15 protein-coding genes are annotated in these 18,550 nt (G+C 66.1%); 3 read left to right on the plus strand and 12 right to left on the minus strand.

What is annotated here, in order from left to right; all coding sequences use genetic code 11:
* The first annotated feature begins 26 nt into the window (after positions 1–26).
* Complete coding sequence (locus tag VT03_RS26375) at positions 27–827, plus strand: glycerophosphodiester phosphodiesterase (RefSeq protein ID WP_075095772.1); 801 nt, start codon at positions 27–29, stop codon at positions 825–827.
* Positions 828–931: 104 nt separating this feature from the next.
* Here the strand turns inward: VT03_RS26375 and VT03_RS26380 are convergent, their stop codons facing one another.
* From VT03_RS26380 to VT03_RS26415, 7 genes are all read right to left on the minus strand, one after another.
* Positions 932–2,389, minus strand: coding sequence for a right-handed parallel beta-helix repeat-containing protein (locus VT03_RS26380; RefSeq protein ID WP_156514770.1), 1,458 nt, complete (start codon positions 2,387–2,389; stop codon positions 932–934).
* Between the two features lie 66 nt (positions 2,390–2,455).
* The gene (locus VT03_RS26385) at positions 2,456–3,241 is read right to left on the minus strand and encodes a hypothetical protein (protein WP_075095774.1); all 786 of its coding nucleotides are present in this window, start codon (positions 3,239–3,241) and stop codon (positions 2,456–2,458) included.
* A complete protein-coding gene (locus VT03_RS26390; RefSeq protein WP_075095775.1) occupies positions 3,238–5,025 on the minus strand; it encodes a WD40 repeat domain-containing protein in 1,788 nt (595 codons plus the stop codon). Before VT03_RS26390 ends, VT03_RS26385 begins: the two co-directional genes overlap by 4 nt.
* Positions 5,026–5,126: 101 nt before the next feature.
* Complete coding sequence (locus VT03_RS26395) at positions 5,127–5,888, minus strand: DNA alkylation repair protein (protein ID WP_082846554.1); 762 nt, start codon at positions 5,886–5,888, stop codon at positions 5,127–5,129.
* A 537-nt stretch (positions 5,889–6,425) separates the two neighbouring features.
* Complete coding sequence (locus VT03_RS26405) at positions 6,426–9,506, minus strand: error-prone DNA polymerase (protein WP_075095778.1); 3,081 nt, start codon at positions 9,504–9,506, stop codon at positions 6,426–6,428.
* A 6-nt stretch (positions 9,507–9,512) separates the two neighbouring features.
* Positions 9,513–11,060 carry a Y-family DNA polymerase gene (locus tag VT03_RS26410; protein WP_075095779.1) on the minus strand — a complete coding sequence of 516 codons (1,548 nt, stop codon included), beginning with the start codon at positions 11,058–11,060 and terminating at the stop codon, positions 9,513–9,515.
* Positions 10,969–11,787 (minus strand): ImuA family protein, encoded by an 819-nt coding sequence (locus VT03_RS26415; RefSeq protein WP_075095780.1) that lies wholly within the window; start codon positions 11,785–11,787, stop codon positions 10,969–10,971. Before VT03_RS26415 ends, VT03_RS26410 begins: the two co-directional genes overlap by 92 nt.
* A gap of 360 nt (positions 11,788–12,147) precedes the next feature.
* Between VT03_RS26415 and VT03_RS26420 the strand changes: the two genes are divergently transcribed.
* Entirely contained in the window at positions 12,148–13,191 is a 1,044-nt protein-coding gene (locus VT03_RS26420) for a DUF1559 domain-containing protein (protein ID WP_075095781.1), read from the plus strand.
* A 153-nt stretch (positions 13,192–13,344) separates the two neighbouring features.
* Complete coding sequence (locus VT03_RS26425) at positions 13,345–13,761, plus strand: hypothetical protein (RefSeq protein ID WP_075095782.1); 417 nt, start codon at positions 13,345–13,347, stop codon at positions 13,759–13,761.
* Positions 13,762–13,875: 114 nt separating this feature from the next.
* On the opposite strand, the gene VT03_RS26430 is transcribed toward VT03_RS26425, so the two are convergent.
* From VT03_RS26430 to VT03_RS26450, 5 genes are all read right to left on the minus strand, one after another.
* Positions 13,876–14,811, minus strand: coding sequence for a UDP-glucuronic acid decarboxylase family protein (locus VT03_RS26430; protein ID WP_075095783.1), 936 nt, complete (start codon positions 14,809–14,811; stop codon positions 13,876–13,878).
* Between the two features lie 83 nt (positions 14,812–14,894).
* Positions 14,895–15,881 carry an NAD-dependent epimerase/dehydratase family protein gene (locus VT03_RS26435; RefSeq protein ID WP_075095784.1) on the minus strand — a complete coding sequence of 329 codons (987 nt, stop codon included), beginning with the start codon at positions 15,879–15,881 and terminating at the stop codon, positions 14,895–14,897.
* 473 nt (positions 15,882–16,354) lie between these two features.
* Positions 16,355–17,038, minus strand: coding sequence for a DUF3467 domain-containing protein (locus VT03_RS26440; RefSeq protein ID WP_075095785.1), 684 nt, complete (start codon positions 17,036–17,038; stop codon positions 16,355–16,357).
* A 48-nt stretch (positions 17,039–17,086) separates the two neighbouring features.
* A complete protein-coding gene (locus VT03_RS26445; protein WP_075095786.1) occupies positions 17,087–17,434 on the minus strand; it encodes a DUF3467 domain-containing protein in 348 nt (115 codons plus the stop codon).
* A 72-nt stretch (positions 17,435–17,506) separates the two neighbouring features.
* Complete coding sequence (locus VT03_RS26450) at positions 17,507–18,364, minus strand: formyltransferase family protein (RefSeq protein WP_075095787.1); 858 nt, start codon at positions 18,362–18,364, stop codon at positions 17,507–17,509.
* Positions 18,365–18,550 lie beyond the last annotated feature (186 nt).

Consider the following 18,550-nt stretch of genomic DNA (forward strand, 5'->3'; position numbering starts at 1 on the left):
TCGCCTCGTCCCCAAGGGAGACCAGGATGCCCGTCCTCGCCCGCCTGCTGGCCTTGAGCCTGTGCCTCGCCGGGATCGCCTCCGCGGGGCAACCCCTCGTCGTCGCCCATCGCGGCCTCCTCCAGCACGCCCCGGAGAACACGCTCTCCAACTTCCGGGCCTGTCTCGAACTGAGGCTGGGATTCGAGTTCGATGTCGAGCGGACGAAGGACGGTCACCTCGTCTGCCTTCACGACGACACCGTGAACCGCACGACGAACGGCACCGGGAAGATCGCCGAGCTGACGCTGGAGGAACTCCGCCGTCTCGACGCCGGGAGCTGGTTCGATCCCCGCTTTGCCGGCGAGACAGTCCCGACCATCGAGGAAGTCCTGGCCCTCGTCGCCGAGTACAGCCGGCACGAAGTCCTCGTCGCGGTCGACCTCAAGGCGGCCGGTGTGGAAGAGGAAGTCGCGAGGCTGGCTGAGAAGCACAAAGTGCTTCCCCGGCTGATCTTCATCGGGAAGACGATCTCCGACCCGCGAGTCCGGCAGGGGATCCGACGGGTCTCGCCGGCCGCTCACACGGCCGCCCTGGCCAATACGCCCGAGGAGTTTCCGGCGGCGCTCACTGACGAAAGCGCCGACTGGGTCTACCTCCGGTTCCTTCCCTCCCCGAAACAGATGAAAGCGGTCGAGGCGGCGAAGAAGCGGGCCTTCATCGCCGGCGTCACGGTTGCCGGTCAACTTCCGGACAACTGGCAGCAGGCCGCGGAAGCGGGAGTCGACGGCATCCTGACCGACTATCCGCTGGAACTGCGAGCGCTGCTGCGGAAGCGGGGCCCGTGACGAGCGGACGCCGCCTCGGCCGATGAAAGGGACGGGACGAAGGCGGCTTGCATGAGAAGCGGAGTCGTTCGCTCCACCTCCCTTCGCGTCCGGGCCGCTGTGGTTCAGGGATCTCGTTCCATCGACTCCAGACCCGCCAGACTTTGCAGATCCGCCCCGATATCCCCGGGCACCGATTCGCCCTTCTGCAACCGCGAGTCGATCTCCTCCCGGACGAGTCGCGGAAACTCCGACAGCCGCTCCCCAGAGAGAGTCGCCTGGCCCACGCGGACCGACTCAAGCTCATACAGGTTGTGCCGGCCGCTCCAGACCGCCTCCGGCCACAGGTGCAGCCTTGGCTTTCGTGGCGTGGCAGAGGCGGGGACCCGAACCGGAACGTCACCTCCCAGGAGGCAGCGATCCAAGCGAACCGCGCCGCCGGTCGCCTGCAGGTCGAGACCGAGGAACGTCGTCCGCCGCGCGGTCAACTCGCAGTTCGTCGAGACCCGGATCTCATTCTCCGTCTTCTCCCGCCGGATCAGGACATTCTCGAGTGTCAGCCGGCACGGTTCCGCCGGCGTCTCCCGTCCCGAGAGATACACAGACTTCGCGGCCGAGGAGATCAAGAGCGCGTCCTGAACGGAGTAGGTGCCCGTGTCCAGGAAATACAGGTCGAAGCCGATGCAGTCCCGGATCAGGACGCGGCGGTAGCTCGTGCGGCTGTGTCCCGTGTCGCAGATCCCCGTCGCGTTGCCGATCGAAGCGAAGCCTGTGACGGTGTAGTCGCATTCGCCGTGGGCGCTAATCCCATCGTCGCCGCAGTCGATCGCCCGGATGTTCTCGAGCGTGACGTCCCGGCAGTTCGAAAGGTTGAATCCGTCGTTGTAGGGATGGATCGAAGTCACGTTCCGGATGACGAGATGCGAACAGGTCCCATGCATCGAGACCCCCGCCATCCGGAGCGGCGCCTCGATCCCGGCCTCCGCCAGTGACTGCCCCTCCGCCGTCCGGATCCAGAACGTCCCATAGATGTAGCCCGGCCGCGCGGCCTTCGTCCGCTCCTCATTTTTGACGAACGTCCACTCTCCCGGCTGCAGCGCCTCCGGAGCCTTCAGCGGCTGGCTGGGGCCTTTCGAGCACCGCTCCATCCGGTTCGGTTTGCCGTTCTGGAGAAAGAACCAGCGGCCGATGATCGCGTCGGTCAACGACAAGAGGTTGTCGTGGCGGTACAGCCCGGGCGAGACCTCCGTCCACGCCGCCGCGTCGAGGGGATCGCAACCGTTGAGCGTCGCCCCATGGCCGTCGAGGGTGATCGGCCGTCCCGGCGCGCCGGACTTGTCGAGGAACGTCGCCTGGTCGCGATACTCCACGGGGCGCAGATGGATCGTGTCCCCCGGCTGCGCCAGCCGGATCGCCCGGCCGATCGTCCGGACCGGCTTCTGCAGGCCGTCCCCGGCATCGTTCCCCTCGACCGGGTCGACATGCAGATCCCGCCCCGCCGACGGCTCGGCCGGGACCGCGGCCGATGCCGCTGCAAGTCCCGCGAGCAGCGCGATGAGCAACGTCCGGCAAAACGACGGCATGGGGAACTCCATCGAATTGAGCACCGAAGCTGGAACGCCGCGGCAGTTCGTCCAGCGGCCGCCCGCTCACGGAGTGCGGCCGCTGTCCGCCGGGATCTTCCGCATCTCCGCCGCGAACTCGTCGAGATGCTCCAGCGAGGCGGTTTTGCGGTTGCGGCGCATCCACGTCTCGTAGGAGATCCGCACCGGGGCTGTCGGGAGCGGTTTCGTCCAGAGCAGGCCGTCGCCGCTCACGATGACCGACGACTTCTTTCCGTCCGCCCGGGCGCGAAGCTGAATCTCCGCCTTCCCCATCTCGTAGGTGAGGAAGACGTAGTCGTCGGCCTGAACTCCTGCGCCGTCGCGCTTCCAGCCGAGCTCTTCCATCTGCTTGACGAACTGCTCGCCCACCTTGGGAGGAGCCGAGTCAGCCAGCTCAAACTCGATCTGCTTCTGGTCGGAATCGAATTTGATCGCGCTCGCTCCCTTCGGGAGCGTGAAGTCGGCCGCTTCGATCCCCGCCTGGTCCTTCGGCGCTTTCGCCGCGGGGGCCAGTTGCCACGAAGTCCGCTCGTCGCCAACGAGAATCCGTGTTCCCCGGCCGGGCTCCCCCTCCTTTTCCGGGAGCGCGACGAGCCGGATCTGGACATCCCGCTGTCCGCGGATGTAGGGGAGCCAGCCCCGCTTCTCGTCGATCTTTCGCCCCGCCTCCCGCGCGATCCATCCCTCCTGCGGCATCTCGGCGTCGAAGAACGCCGCCGTCTCCGGAAGAGTCATGTTGGTCGTGGCGACCATCTTGAGGTCGGTCGAGTTGTCGAACTCGATCCAGCTCGCGTCCGGCGGAATCGGGAGCGATTTGTTCGAGACGTTCACGACGTGGCGAGACGCGAATACGGCGTCCAGCCCGCCTCGTGGAACTGCTTCAGCAGGGCCACCTCGACATCGGTGATCGATGCTTTCGTGCGGGACATCGTGAACGAGAGGCCGCTGAACGTGTTCGGGGAGTCGCTCGGCAGGATCTTCGGCAGCCAGCGGGCGTCGTAGTTTCCGGAGAAGCTCAAAACGACCTGCTGCTCGCCGGCGCGCTGCGGCACCCCCGGCACCGGGTACGCGGCCGAGACCGAGACGTTGAGGGCGCATCCCTCCTTCTGGAAATTCAAACCGGGCCGGGCGGGGTCGGGCTCGGCGGCCTCTTTCCATCCCGTTTTTCCGAGCGAGTAGCGATAGAACTGTTCGATCTCCGCCTGCGCGGCCGTCGTGGTGTAGGTGCCGGATCCGCCGTATTCGCTGGCCGGGACCGCGTCCGGCAGTCGCGGGAACGAGCGGACGTCGAAGACCTGCTCGAACTGCGCGGAGGACTCGGACCGCTTCGCCGCGGCCGCGGTCCGGCGGAGCGTGGGTTGCGGAACCGGCGTGATTCCGAGGGTGGCGGCCGCCTCGGGCCGTCCCCACAGGCGAAGTCGTCCCCCCTGTGTGGCGACGACGAGGACGTCGTTGCCGGGGAGCCATCCGAGGCCCGTGGGCTGGCCCCCGTCGGTGTCGAGGATCTGCTCGAGGGCCTGTGTTGCTCCCTTCCAGATCCGGATCTCGCTCTGTCCGACGGTGGCGATCCACTTTCCGTCGGGCGAAAACTCGATGAGGTTCGCGCCGGTGTGGAGAACCGCCGGAGCGACCGCCTGCTTCTCGACATCCCACAGCTTCGTCTTGGCGTCCGTGTCGGCGAACGCCAGCCAGCGGCGGTCTCCGGAGAGGCCGAGCGCCGGGCCGATCAGGCGGCCGGTTGTCAGGGGAGCGGACTTTTCGCCGGTCTCGATGTTCCACACCACCGCTTCGCTGCCGGCGGTCGCCAGCAGTGTGTCGGAGACGAACACGAGGCCGTGAACCTCCTGTTTGTCGGCTTTGAGGCTTTTGAGCTTCTTCCCCTCCGGCAGGGACCAGAGGCGGACCTCGCCCGAATAGCTCGTCGTCGCCAGGGTCTTCGAGTCGGGCGAGAAGGCAAGCTGCGTCACGCGTCCTTCGTGGGCGGGAATAAGGGCCGCCACGCTCTCGTCGCTCCGGTTCCAGATCCGGAGTTTGCCTTTGGTGTCGCCAGCCGCCAGCCACTTCCCATCGGGAGAGATGCCGACGCAGAGGATCGGGCGTTCGACATCCTTGTCCGTGAAGTTCGCCAGCAGGTCGGCCGTCGGCTTCGATTCCGCCGGGTTCCAGAGCGTCAGCCGGGCCCCTCCGAGGGCGAGCTGTTTTCCATCGGGAGCGATCGCCATGCACTGCACGAGGCCGTCCGAGAAACCGTCGTAACAGGCGAGCAGTTGCAGCGGTCCGGCGACTTTGTCGGCGAACCCCCACTTGGCGATCTGCTCCGGCGTCGACTCGGGGGCGGCTTTGGGCGGGGCAGCGGCGGGGGGCGAAGGTTTGCCAGCGGCCGGAGCCTGGGCCAACTCGGTTGCGACGGGAGCCGAAGTCTTGGGAGCAGGCGACGGAGCGGAAGCCGTGGTGTTCTCCGCCGGCAGGACGGCCTTGGCCTCGGTGGAGGTTCCGGAGGCGGCCGCGCCCGTCGGGGACTCGGCGCTGCAGCCGTGCAGCGAGGGAGTGGTCACGGCCAAGAGCAGCACGATGTCGCGAAGCGGGTGAGGAATTCGCGAGGGCAGGGGATTCAAAGGAGTCTCTCAGGGTGTGGAACTGGGCGGATCGTCACGACGGGTGGGCGCGACTCGGGAATCGGGGAACCAGCGCCCGTGGGGCCCGATGGCAATCGTGTTCAACCGCGACCGGCCAGCCGCTTCCGGACCGCGGAGCTGTTCAGCTCGCGAAGTGCGTCCGTGCCGATCAATCGCGCTCCGTCGTGGGGGGAGTCCGACAACCGCGTTGCGGTCTCCACAGCCGCAGCGTGGAGTGTGGGATTGCGCTTCCCGACCGCCCGCAGTGCCATGTTGATTCCCTTCTGGACGAAGTGCCGCTCATCTTCGGCGGCGCTCTCGATCAGGTCCAGTCCCCGGAGGAACGGCCCGTCGTCGGCCGACTTGTCGTGGACCGTCAAACCCCACAGCAGGGCGAAGGCCCCCCGCCGGCTGAACTCGGCCCGCCGGGTGGACCACAGCTCCACCTTGGTCCAGGCGTGCGGTGTGCGGTCGAACAGGGCGAAGCAGACCGTGTCGCAGATGGCCCAGTTGTCGAACTCGCGGCACCAGCGATCCATCTGGGCGGAGGTGACGGCGGCGGGATCATCGACGAACGAGGCGAGCATCCGGGCTTCGTACCACCCGGTCTCCCACAGTTCGAGAGCGAGGTTGTGATGCTGGCCGATCTTCTTCGCCAGCGTCTTCAGCGTCCCGACGGGAACGCCGAACGCCTTGTCCGAGGGAATCGCGTAGCGGCTCATGCCGTCGCGAGTTTTTTGCGTCCCGAGCCGCTGAAGCTTCGCGACGATGGAGGCGGCGTCGTCGACCCCGGGCAAGACTGCGTCGGGAGAGGACTGGACTCGCTTGGAGTTCCGCCTTGGCGCGGGCGATCCGGAGGGCATGGAGGAACTCGTGATGGAAGAGGAGAATGTAGCGGCGCATTGGAAGGTTCATCGCCGGGTGGTTTCAAGCTTGGAATGGTGGCGGACATTCGCCTCCTGGTGTTCGCCATGCGGCCGATGGACATCCGATGTGCGCCACGACATCCTCGGCCAGCCGGGTCCAGGGGGTACCCTGGTCAGGGAGTGCAGAGGGGCGACGCCCCTTTGCCCGCCGGAGGCCTGGCCGTCGAAAGATGTCTGAAGGAGTGAGTGTCCAGGCGCGGACGACGTGCTGGATGCCCCCTCACCAACCCGCGGGGATTCCAGGGCGAGCGGTGAGTCCTCAACGCCCGTTCCACAAAGCGGACATCCGTTGTGTCCCACGGTTCCTCATGGAAGCGCCTCCGGCGGCAAGGGGGCGAGGCCCCCTTGACCCCAGTGGCCGTCGCACGTTGGGTTTGAGCAAACAGAGCTGCGCCGGCAAGGACGTGGTTGGAGCCATCGGGACAGGCCACAACCTTCAACCGACCGTCATCGTCGTCCCACCGGACTTCCGTCTCAGTGGAAATCGCGAGACTTCAAAATCACAGAAGCCAGCATCGGAGTCAGATCCTCAAGCCGTTCAACCACCACATGCACCACCCCCTCCTTGTTCTGCAGCTTTCCCTGAACGATCCAGGCCTGCGAATGGCGGGTGATCTGCCGGAACCGCGTCCACGTACCGATGTGAACGATGAGGTTGATCGTTCCCGTCTCGTCTTCAAGAGTGACGAACGTAATCTCCTTGGCGGTCGCCGGACGTTGTCGCATCAGGACGATTCCCGCCACGGTCACCGGGGAATCGTCCTGGGTACCGGGGAGCGCCGCGGCGGAGAGGATGCCCCGCCGGTCGAGCTCTTCCCGATGGAAGGCGACCGGATGCGACCGGAGCGAAAGCCCCGTCAGGTTGTAGTCAAAGCGGACCTCCTCCTCGGCGGACATCACAGGGAGCGTGGCTTCGGGTTCATCGAGAGGGAGATCATCGAAGAGAGTCTGCTGCCGGGGTCGGGATTCGATCGAGAGGGCGTTCCAGACCGCGTCCCGACGCGAGCGGTTGAGGCGGGCGAGAGCATCGGCCTCCGCCAGGAGCTCGATCTGCGGCGGAGGAACGAGCGGCGCTGCGCGGCGGAGAAAATCCGGCATCGAGGCGAACGGACCGGCGGCGCGGAGCTCGACGATCGCCAGAGCGGCCGCCTGATGAATCCCCTTGATCATCCGGAACCCGAGCCGCAGCTGTCCCTCTTCGACCGTGCTGTCCCAGTCGCTGGCGTTCACATCAACCGGGAGAACGGTCACCTGCTGCCGGCGGGCGTTCTGAATGAGCTGGGCGGGCGCGTAGAAACCCATGGGCTGACTGTTCAGCATCGCCGCCGTGAACTCGACGAGGCAGTGATGTTTCAGCCACGCCGAGACGTAGACCAAAAGGGCGAAGCTCGCCGCGTGGGCCTCGGGAAAACCGTACTCCCCAAAGCCCCGGATCTGCTGAAAGATCTGCTCCGCGAACTCCAGGCTGAAGCCTTTCTTGAGCATCCCCTTGAGGAGTTTTTCGCGATACTGGTCGATGAGTCCCGGCCGCCTCCAGGCCCCCATCGCCCGCCGCAGCTCGTCCGCCTCCGCGGCAGTGAAATCGGCGGCGACCATCGCGATCTGCATGCACTGTTCCTGAAAGAGCGAGACCCCCAGCGTCTTGCCCAGGATCGGCCTCAGGATGTCAGGGCACTTGGGTTCCTCCAACCCGGCCCGCCGGCGCAGGTAGGGGTGGACCATGTTCCCCTGGATCGGACCCGGACGGACGATCGCGACCTCGATCACCAGGTCGTAGTAGGTCCGCGGCTTGAGTCGCGGGAGCATCGCCATCTGGGCTCGGCTCTCGATCTGAAAGACTCCCATCGTGTCGGCCCGGCAGATCATGTCGTAGACCGACGGGTCCTCCTGCGGGATGTTGGCCAGCGTCAGGGCCCGGCCCCGTGTCTTCTGAACCAGCTCGAAGCACTTCCGGATCGCGGTCAGCATTCCCAGGGCCAGGCAGTCGACTTTGAGGATCCCCAGGTCGTCGAGGTCGTCCTTGTTCCACTGAACGACGGTCCGCCCTTCCATCGAGGCGTTCTCGATCGGGACGAGTTCGTCGAGCGGACCGCGGGTAATGACCATCCCGCCGACATGCTGAGAAAGGTGCCTCGGAAATCCCTGGAGGGTTGTGACCAGCAGGAGGAACCACTGGCCCAGAGGGGACTGGATGTCGAGTCCCGCCTCCCGGCAACGGGAGACGAAGTCCTCCGAAGCCCGGTAGTGATCGGAGCTCTTGGCGAGCCGGTCCACCAGATCGAGCGAGAAGCCGAGCGCCTTGCCGACGTCGCGGATCGCCGAACGGGGACGATAGGTGATCGTCACGGCGGCGAGGCCGGCCCGGTCGCGACCGTACTTCTCATAGAGGTACTGCAAGACCTCCTCGCGGCGCTCGTGCTCGAAGTCGACGTCGATGTCCGGAGCCTCGTTCCGCTCCTTGCTCATGAACCGCTCGAACAGCAGGCCCACCTGGACCGGGTCGACGGCGGTCACCCCCAGGCAGTAGCAGACGGTCGAGTTGGCGGCCGATCCCCGTCCCTGGCAGAGAATGCCTCGCGACCTGGCGAACCGGACGACGTCCCAGACGGTGAGGAAGAAGGGCTCATAGCGCAGGTCCTCGATGATGTCGAGTTCCCGATGGAGCAATTCCCGGACTAGGCCGGGGATGTCTCCCGAATACCTTTCGTGAGCGCCGCTCCAGGCCAGGTTCCTCAGATGTTGAATGGGAGTGAGACCCGGCGGAGCGAGCTCCTCGGGGTACTCATACCGCAGCTCGGAGAGGGAAAACGTGCATTGCCGGGCGATCAGCCGCGTCCGTTCCAGGGCCTCCGGGATGTCGGCATAGATCGCCTGGATGTCCGCCTGCGACCGCAGATGCCGCTGGGCATTCGGCTCGAGGGACTCTCCCGCGAGAGCGACCGTCGTCCGCAGCCGGATGGCGGTCAGGACGTCCTGGAGCGGCTTCCGCTCGGGATCGTGGAACAGGACATTCCCAGCCGCCACCAGGGGCAGCTCCGCCTCCTGCGAGAGGTGCTGGAGCCAGTCGAGACGCCGTTGGTCGTGCGGTCCCTGGTGCAGCTCGGCGAGGAGGTAGGCGGACTCCCCGAACAGGTCCCGATAGCGGCGGGCGTCGGCGAGGGAGAGCGTTTCCGCATGCGGCGGTGGCGCGACCCCTGCCAGCAGCCCGCCGGTGTGCCGGACAATGTCGTCGAACGTGAGGTGGCACTCCCCCTTGGGAGCCCGCCGCCGACCGAGTGTGATGAGGCGACAGAGATTGCCGTATCCCTGGCGGTCCTTCACCCACACCACGATCGGCGGGGCATCGACCGGCCGGAGCTCCGAGCCGACGATGAGGTGCAGCGGATGGTCCTTCGTGGCCGTGTTCGCCCGCACGATCCCGGCCACGGTGTTGATGTCCGTGATCGCCAGTGCCGAGTAGCCCAGTTGGGCCGCACGGATCACGACTTCGTCCGGATGCGATGCGGCGCACAGGAACGAAAAATTCGTCAGGCAGTGGAGTTCGGCGTAGAGCATGGTTCTTCACAGCCCGCCGTGCCAGAACCAGTTTCCGTCCTCGGACTGCCGGAAGACCCACAGCCACTGTCCCCCCTCGGTCTCCAGCCACAGGTAGTCCCGGGCGATGGACTGCGCGTCCCACCAGCCCAGCTGGACCAGCTCCGGCCGGCTGGAGCGGAGGATCGAAAACCGCGTCCCCTTCCATGACAGCCGGGCCGGGGGACCGTTCGGAATGAGGGGAACGATCTCCACGGGTCGCGGCCGGGGGAACAGGACTGTCGGGCGATCCACCACCGTGAACCGGGCCTCCAGAGGAAAGGAAGGGGGTGGGGTGAGCGAAAAGGTCCGCTCGGCGACCGGCCGCAGTCGCACCGCCCGTTCGGGGACGGGGGTCGCCTCGAGCTGCGGGACGACGACCGCTCTCTCTCCCAGGCGGCTGCCGAGCCGGTTGAGCAGCCGCGAGAACTGACGGGTCTCGTCGGAGTTTCCGCCGCCGAAGAACTCCGGCTGAGTGGTTTCGAGGGGAGCGACATCGAGGGCCTCGATCCGCGCTCCCATCATCGGCGCGTCCCACACGAGACGGTCCAGATGAGCCTGGAGCAGGTCGCTCAGGTGCGGCAGATCGTTCGTCGCTTCGCAGACCCGCAGCTCGAGCGTTTGGACCGTCCGGTCTTCGAGCGGGAAGTGGCACTTGAGCCGCCGGGTTCCCATCCGCCGCGACTGGAGCCGGGCCAGCAGCGTCTCGAGGAGCTGCGACCAGAGAGCGTCAATCGACTCGCGGTGTGTGAGCCCTTCGGTGAGGTGCCGCTCAACCTCGTAAGTCGGTTGCGGACGACAGGGAACGATGAGTTCCGAGCGGTCTCCAGTGAACTGGTCCAGCCGGACCGGGAGTTCGTTCCCCAGCCGCCGCTGAAGGGCGGTCCGGTCGAGAGCGAGGAGCTGCGCCAGGGTCGAGATCCCGAGTCGCGCCAGCCGGTCCAGCGCCCGCTCGCCCAGCCGCAGGGCGGCGACGGGCAACAGGGGAGCCAGAGGAAGGGGATCGTGAACCACGACCGGCTCTCCCGGCCGGGCAAGGGTCTGGGCCGCACCCCAGGCCGCGCCTACAGTGTCGGCGATCGCGATCCGCCCTTCGAACCGTTGTCCGGCGAGGAACTGTTCCAGCTCCCGGGCCAGGGCCGGCTCCCCGCCAAAGAAGGCCGCCACCCCCGAGACATCCATCAGGAGGGAATCGGGCTGCTCCGTCTCTTCGAGGCCGACGCAGAAGCTGTACCGCTCGCACTGGAGAGCCAGCTCCCGCAGCGCCTGGGCCGCCTCGTCCGGCTGGAAGGCTTCGACGACGAGCCGGTCCCGGCGGCGGACCAGGGTCAGGGCTTCCGAGAGGGGCATTCCGTTCCGGATCCCGCGCGTCCGGCTGAAGCGGTTGCCGTAACGGACGAACTCGCCCCGGCTGGTCCGCTCGGTCAGGAGCACGACCGCCTCGTCAAGCTCCGGATGCGGCGCGGTCCGCCGCTGCATCGGCCAAGCGGGAAGCCACAGGCAGAGGATTCGCCGGCCGGGACCCTGCGAGCTCATGAATCGTTCCTCGAAAGCGGTCGAGCAGGATGTCGATCCTTGAGCGTCGCGGTCTTCCATGGAGGGAGGCGGTCTCGACCCGAAAGCCCGGAGACCTCTCGCAGGAGGGGAAGGGAGGAGGGGAAAAAGAGGCTGCGGACCGGGAGGGAAGGCCTGGGCCGCCGGGGAGCGGCAGCGGGCGGACGACCAGCCGGGATTCGGCCCACGATGGCTGGGGGAGGGCCCGTGCCGATCGGAGAAGAAAGCCGACGCCGTTCGCCGTCTCCGCCGCCAGCTGCAGCCGCCGGAAACTCGTCCCGCTGAGCCGTTCAATGTTGGCCCACACGAAACCGACCCCCGCGCACCGCAGAGTCTCTTCGAACGCCCACAGCGCTTCCTGCTCCGAGGAGGGCCGGACGATCACGATCCGCGCGAGATCGAACCCGAGCAGCTTTAGCGCGAGAGGGAACAGCACCTGGAGCCGATCGATCAGAACGACTGGACGACCTTCCGGGCAGATCGCCCGGCCCACCGTCAGAGAGAGGGTCGCGGCTCCGCTCGCCATCCCGTCTCCCAGCCACTCCACGAGCGTCCCCCGGCCGATCCCCTGATGCGTCAGCAGTTCATCCAGTCCGCGGCACCCCGTCGAACGCACGGAAGCGGGCTGCCGGGACACCTCCCGGCCGCACTCCTGGATCTGCTTCCGGAGCGCGCCCAACCGTCGTGTTCGGGTTTCGATTTCGACCATTTTTCCTGCCTCGTCGGTGAATGTATACGCGTGTACACATTGTGGTCAAGCGGCGTTTTTCGCGAGGAAAAACGCAGCTTTCGAGGCGGAATCCGATCAGGCCGTCCGTCATCGTCCGGGGCCGGCGACTCAACAGTGACTTGGCCGCAGACCTGCCCTATCTCAGGGAAATCCCGGAGCAAAAACGCCCAAGCTCGTTCCTTGGAGAGAGGAGATCCATACCTTCGGACAAACCGACTGAAAATCATCCTTGACCGATCCATCAGCCGCGCCTGAAATGAGCTTAAGGCCGATTCTTCATGTATTGTTCATTGTTGAAGGTGGCCTACGGACTGGAAATTTCGCTGTAGGAGTGTGGTCATGCTGCGTTCGCGTTCGCTCGTTGCCTCGCCTCCCTGCCGTCGGAGCGGATTCACTCTGATCGAGCTCCTGGTTGTCATTGCGATCATTGCGGTGCTGGTTGCGATCCTGCTGCCGGCCGTGCAGCAGGCTCGCGAGGCGGCCCGCCAGACCGACTGCAAGAACCGCATCAAGCAGCTTGCCCTTGCGATGCATAACCACCATGAGACCTTCAGCAAGTTCCCGCGGAACTACAAGCAGGTCGGGGCGAACGCCTGGGAGGCGCTCAGCGCCAATTTTGAGCTTCTGTCTTATCTCGACGCCGCCAACCTCTACAACGCCGGCCAACAGAACATCACCAACTGGAGCTGGATCTACAACAACACCATGAACGCCGACCTGGCGGTGTTCCGTTGTCCTTCGGCTCAGTTGGGGCCAAAGCGTGGGCAGCACCCGCAGAGCTGGGACGGCCCCGGAACAAACTACGCCTGGTGCACCGGAAGCTCCACCGAAACCGTGTGGGCCGGTGACCGCTTCAACGGCCTGATCTCGTACCAGTTCGACCGGAAGATGGCGGACGCCACGGATGGGCTCTCGAACGTGATCATGTGCGGCGAGATCCTCTCCGGCTCGGGTCAGACCGGGAGCACAGGGAAGTTTCCGAACGACATCTTCTATGTCGGAAACGGGCCGTTCAATTCGATCGTCAACAAGGACTTCCCGACGATCAACGAGCTCAACACGATCGGCCAGGCCGCGCTGAGCGCCCCGATCGGCTTCAAGTCGAACAACGGAACGATGTGGGCTTGGTACGCCGCCGCCCAGTCGACCTTCAACGCCGCCGCTCCTCCGAACTGGCAGTATCCGACGGCCGGAGGGGACTGCTGCCCCGGCGGGGCGCACGACTGGGGTGTCGGGATCATTCCGACCCGCAGCAAGCACACCGGTGGTTCCACGGTTGCCCTTGGGGACGGCTCCGTCCGGTTCATTCAGGACAGCATCGACCTGCTGACCTTCCAGCGGCTCGGAAACATGAAGGACGGTAAGGCCGTCGGCGAGTTCTGATTGCGAACGGGCCTACCGAGCTCTCCGTAACCGATTCGATGCCGGCCTCCTCCCGAAACGGGCGAGTGCCGGCACCGGCATTTCTGTCTTCAGGCGACCGGGACCGGTCGGTCCGGGCCGCCGTTTCCCTCTTCTTCTCAAGGCGAATTCGCCATGTCGTCCCGCGCTCTGTCTGTGCTGTTGCTCTTCCCGCTCCTGGCCGGCTGCCAGCAAGGCGTCCCCGAAAAGCAGATCGTCGTCAAAGCGTCGAACGATCCGCTGCACGAACCGCGGCAGATCCTGGAGCGGTACGCGCAGGGGCAGCCGCTCGCCAGCGAAGTGAGCTCGTTTCCCGCGATGGTGGAGAACGTCCGCAAGTCCGATCCCGAACGGGCGGACATCCTGCAGAAAGGGCTCGACGAGCTCCAGAAGGGGGGACGTGCGGCCCGAGTCACGAAGGCCAAGGAGCTTCTCGACAAGCTCAAACCGTCGATGACCGCCGCGCCCGCGGCTGCAACGCCGCCGGCCGACGCTGTTCCCGCTGAGGCTACGCCGGCCGCTGAGCCCGCTCCCGCTGAGCCGAAGCCGTAGCGTCTCCCAAAACGAAACCGCCCGCGAAGCGCGGCTTTGCGGGCGGAGTTGATTCACGACGTGGATTGACGACGGAAGGCGAGACCGGACCGCCGGATTGGCGGCCGATCCGGCTCAGCCGAACTGCGTCCGGCGGTAGTACTCGATCGTCTTCGCGAGGCCCTCCTTGAGCGGAACCTTGGGTTCCCACTTCAGGATCGCCTTGGCCTTGGTAATGTCCGGCCGCCGCTGCTGCGGGTCGTCCTTCGGGAGCGGGTCGTGCTTGACCGCCGACTTCGAGCCGGTCAGCTCGAGGACCGCCTCGGCCAGCTCCAGCATCGTGTTCTCGACCGGGTTGCCGATGTTGATCGGGCCGAGGTCGACGTTCTGGTCCATCATCCGGATCAGGCCTTCGACGAGGTCGTCCACGTAGCAGAAGGAGCGGGTCTGCTTGCCGTGGCCGTAGACCGTCAGCGACTCGCCGCGGAGGGCCTGCATGATGAAGTTCGACACGACGCGGCCGTCGTTGGGATCCATCCGCGGCCCGTAGGTGTTGAAGATCCGGACGATGCGGATCGGGATCCCGTGGGCCAGGTGGTAGTTCATGCACAGGGACTCGGCGACCCGCTTCCCTTCGTCGTAGCAGCTCCGCGGTCCGAGCGGGTTCACATGGCCCCAGTAGTCTTCCTTCTGCGGATGGACCTCGGGATCGCCATACACTTCGGAGGTCGAGGTGTGGAGGATCCGGGCCCGGCAGCGGCGGGCGAGACCGAGAACGTTGATCATCCCGACCGTCGAAGTCTTGATCGTCTTGATCGGGTTGTACTGATAGGCGACCGGCGAGGCGGGGCAGGCCAGGTTGTAGATCTGCTCCGCTTCGACGTAGAGCGGATGGACGATGTCGTGGCGGATCAGCTCGAACCGCTTGTGGTCGCGGAGGTGGTCGATGTTCTCCTTCCGGCCCGAGAAGTAGTTGTCGACGCAGATGACGTGGTCGCCGCGCTCGAGAAGACGTTCACACAAGTGGCTTCCCAGGAAGCCCGCTCCGCCCGTCACCAGAATCTGTGCCATGGAATTGTCGTCGTTCAGTGGAGGTGTCCGACGGCCTCGCGGGCGGTCGGGATGGTCTTGCGATCGTCAGTGTGGCGACCCGGCTACGCTGTGCGCGGACCCAGGACGCGATCGGCAAACGAGCTTACCGTGCGTTCGAGGCCGGTGGCGAGATCGACTTTCGGCGTCCAGTTCAGCTCCGTTTGGGCGCGGGCGAAGCCGATGACGTTGCTGCGGAGGTCCCCGGGGCGGGGGGGGCCGTGGAGCGGCGCCGGGACGGCGATCGGGTTTCCGCGGCGGCGGAGCTCGGCCTGGCAGAGATTTCGCAGGTGATCCGCGAGTTCGTTCACGTCCGTTTTGCGGGCCGTGCCGACGTTGAAGCTCCGGACCGGCTCCCGGAGCGGGGTCGAGAGGGCGGCGATGTTGGCGGCCGCGACGTCGTCGACATAGACGTAATCGCGGTCATAGCGGCCGTCTCCGTTGATTGTGGATGTTTCGCCACGAAACATCCTGGTGCAGAAAATCGCTACGACCCCCGCCTCGCCGTGCGGGTTCTGCCGGGGACCGTACACGTTGGAATATCGCAACGCCGCCCCCGTCAGGCCGTGCTCGCGGTTGTAGAACCGCAGATACGCCTCGCCGACGAGCTTGCTGATCCCGTAGGGGGAGACCGGATTGGCGGGATGGTCTTCGTCGGCCGGTTCGGTGACGTCGCCGTAGAGGACTCCTCCCGAGGAGGCGGCGACGATCCGTTCGGCCCGGACCGCGACGCAGGCGTCGAGGACCGAGATCAGTCCCATGATGTTGACCGAGGCGTCGAACTGCGGATCGCGGACGGATCGGCTGACCGACATCTGCGCCGCCTGATGGCTGACCCATTGGGGGCGGAAGTCTTCGAAGGCCTGACGGGTGGTGGCGGCGTCGCGGATGTCGACTTCGTAGAAGGGAACGCCGTCCGGGATGTTGGCCCGCTCTCCGGAGGAGAGGTCATCGAGGACGGCGGGGACGTATCCCAGCCGTTGCAGTTGGTGGACGATGTGGCTGCCGATAAATCCGGCTCCGCCGGTCACCAAGACGCGCTGCCCCGCCATGTCGCTCGCTCTCCTTATCCGATCCGTGTCAGGACGCAGGATAGGTGGCGGCTGCAAAGTCTGAGAAGGGTGAAGTGGAAGGAGGGGCCAGGGTACTGCTGCGACGGGCCTACCGGGGTCCAGGGGGAACCCCTGGTGGGGAGTGCAGAGGGGCAACGCCCCCTTGCCCGCCGGAGGCCTGGCCGTCGAGAGATGTCTGAAGGAGTGAGTGTCCAAACGCGGACAACGTGCCGGATGCCCCCTCACCAACCCGCGGGGAATTGCAAAGCCAGCGGTGTAGATTGAGGGAGTCTTCAACGCGGGTCCCACAAAGGGGACATCCGTTGTGTACCACGGTTCCTCATGGAAGCGCCTCCGGCGGCAAGGGGCCCGTGTTGTTTTTTTTGCCCCTTGACCCAAGGCTGCCGGGGCACGTTGGGTTTGAGCTAACGAGTCGTGCCCGGCGAGAACGCGGTTTGAGCCGATCACCCCAGTCACGGCTGCGTCGGCGGAATCGACATCGACCGGATCAGCGAGTGAAGCATCCCCGGAACATTCGGCACCGCCATATGGACGCGGGCCGAGACCGCCGAGCGGGGATAGATGTTCGTGATGAAATCGAACGAGAACTCGGTCGGAGAGTGCCGGATCAGCACCGCATTGGCATACCGCCCGGAGAGCAGCGTGTCCGGAATCCGCAAGTCGCCGTAAATCTCGTCGATACTCGGAGGACCGGGGGGAGGGGCAGGGACGTTCTCCGGATGGAGCGACTCACTGACCCCCGGGATCGTCCCCGCCTCCGGGGCAGCCCCGGGCAGCCATTCCGGCGCGTTCTCAGCGGAGGAGGCGGCCGAAGCCGAGGGGGTCGGAGGACGGTAGCGGGGCATGGCCGGCGCCCCGAACCGGTCTTCGTAGCTTTTGAGATTCTCCTGCAGCGCGTGGATCATCTGCCGGGCAACCGCCAGCGGCAGGATGACGCGGGACACGACGCGATGCGGCTCCCCCAGCCGGAGCAGGAAATCGAGCACCAACTCGTGCGTCCCGGTCAGCAGCAGGATCCCGTTCGCAAAGACACCCGCGCCGACCTCTTCGGGAACGCGGGCGCTGACGTTGCTGTGGCGAACCTGCCCCTGGAACGGAGCAGGATCTTCGGGATCGTTCTCGGGATGACTCGACATGGATGGCACCCCGGCCGCCGCGCGGGTCTTCAATCGTTGGGGAAGGGATCAGGACTTGGCCGGTCCGTCGGTCCCGGTCAGGCGCTTGCGGAAGTCGGTCTCGACCTTGCCGAACGCCTTCTCGTGCCGCTGGACCGTCTCGGTCAGCAGGGCGGCCAGCCGCTTGGCCCAGAAGAAGTTGAGGATCACCCGCTGCGAGACCTTGAACTTCTGGATCTGGGCCAATGGATTGGGGTTCATGGCCAGATCCAGGATGACTTCCTCCGGCGTGATCGAGACCCGGCACCAGTTGGCGTAGAGCGCCGCCACATCCGAATCGTCCACATCGATGCGGATCGTGTTTTCCGCAGGGGCGTCGGCCGGGAGAGGGGAAGGAGTCTTTTTCGGGTCCGCCATGATCAGAGAATCCTTGCGTCAAGAGAGAGGAAGGTCGGTGCCACCGACCGGCCACTTGGACGCAAGGTCATATCAGCGAACGGCTGGGAACTCAAACCCGGTTTGCACGTTCTGCGGAAGATTCACCGTCCCGCCCGCCTCGCGGCGTCCCCGCCTCAGGGCGTCCCACTTCCACCGCAGATAGGCCGAAAGAGTCGGCTGTCCCCATTCGGCCGACGGGCGGCCCGCGGTCGGGATCGGTCGCGCCGTGCCGTTGTGGATCTCGACGAGACGCTCGGCAATGGCCGGCAGGTTCTCAAAGGTCATCCGCCGCTGGATGCCGATGTGCGACTCGGTCCATTCGTTGACCGGGGTCGTGAAGTAGCCGTACACGGGGCCGGTGTCGATCCCCGCGTCGATCTTGAGGAGCGACATCCCGACGCGGCCCAGGTCGCCGTGGACCAGGGCCCAGAAACACCCGTGAGCGTTCCGGTACTCGGGAACGATGCCGGGATGCATGACGAAGGTCCCGGTCCGGGCCTGCTCGAAGATCCGCGGTTTGAGGATGTGCTTGCAGCACGCCAGGATCACGTCCGGCCGGGCCTGGGCGATGAACTGTTCGGCGGCCCCCCCGTTGGGCTGCGATGTTTCCAGCAGGGGGACGGGGGGCGTGGGGGCGGCGTACTGCGTCCTGAGCTCCTGGAGCCGCGCCGCCTGCCAGCGGGTGTCCCGACCGGCCCAGCGGAGACGGTACCAGAGCCGCATCAGGAGGAGGTCCGTGAACCGCAGCGCTCCTTCGCGTTCCAGCTGCCGCCGGGCTCGCTTCTGCACCTGCGTCCGGTTGTCCCGGAGGACGATCACTCCGGCCAGGTCCGAGAACGAGTTCAGCCACAGCGGCAGCCCCTCGCGGATCAGGGGGACGTCGTGGTGGCAGATCAGAAGTGTGCGCATAACATGGACCGGACCGGCGGGGGAGTGCCTGAACAAAGATGCGTCACGCCCCGCGCCTGTCCAGCGGAATGTCCGCCGAGGGGCGGGTTTGGGCCCCCCGGTCGCTGGAAGTCGCTCGATTATTTGGTTTTGGGATGAATGTCGGGAATAATGCGGTGGTGCTCTTGGTCAACGTGGCAGGAGTGG

This window comes from Planctomyces sp. SH-PL14, from assembly GCF_001610835.1.
In the GTDB taxonomy this organism is placed as follows: domain Bacteria; phylum Planctomycetota; class Planctomycetia; order Planctomycetales; family Planctomycetaceae; genus Planctomyces_A.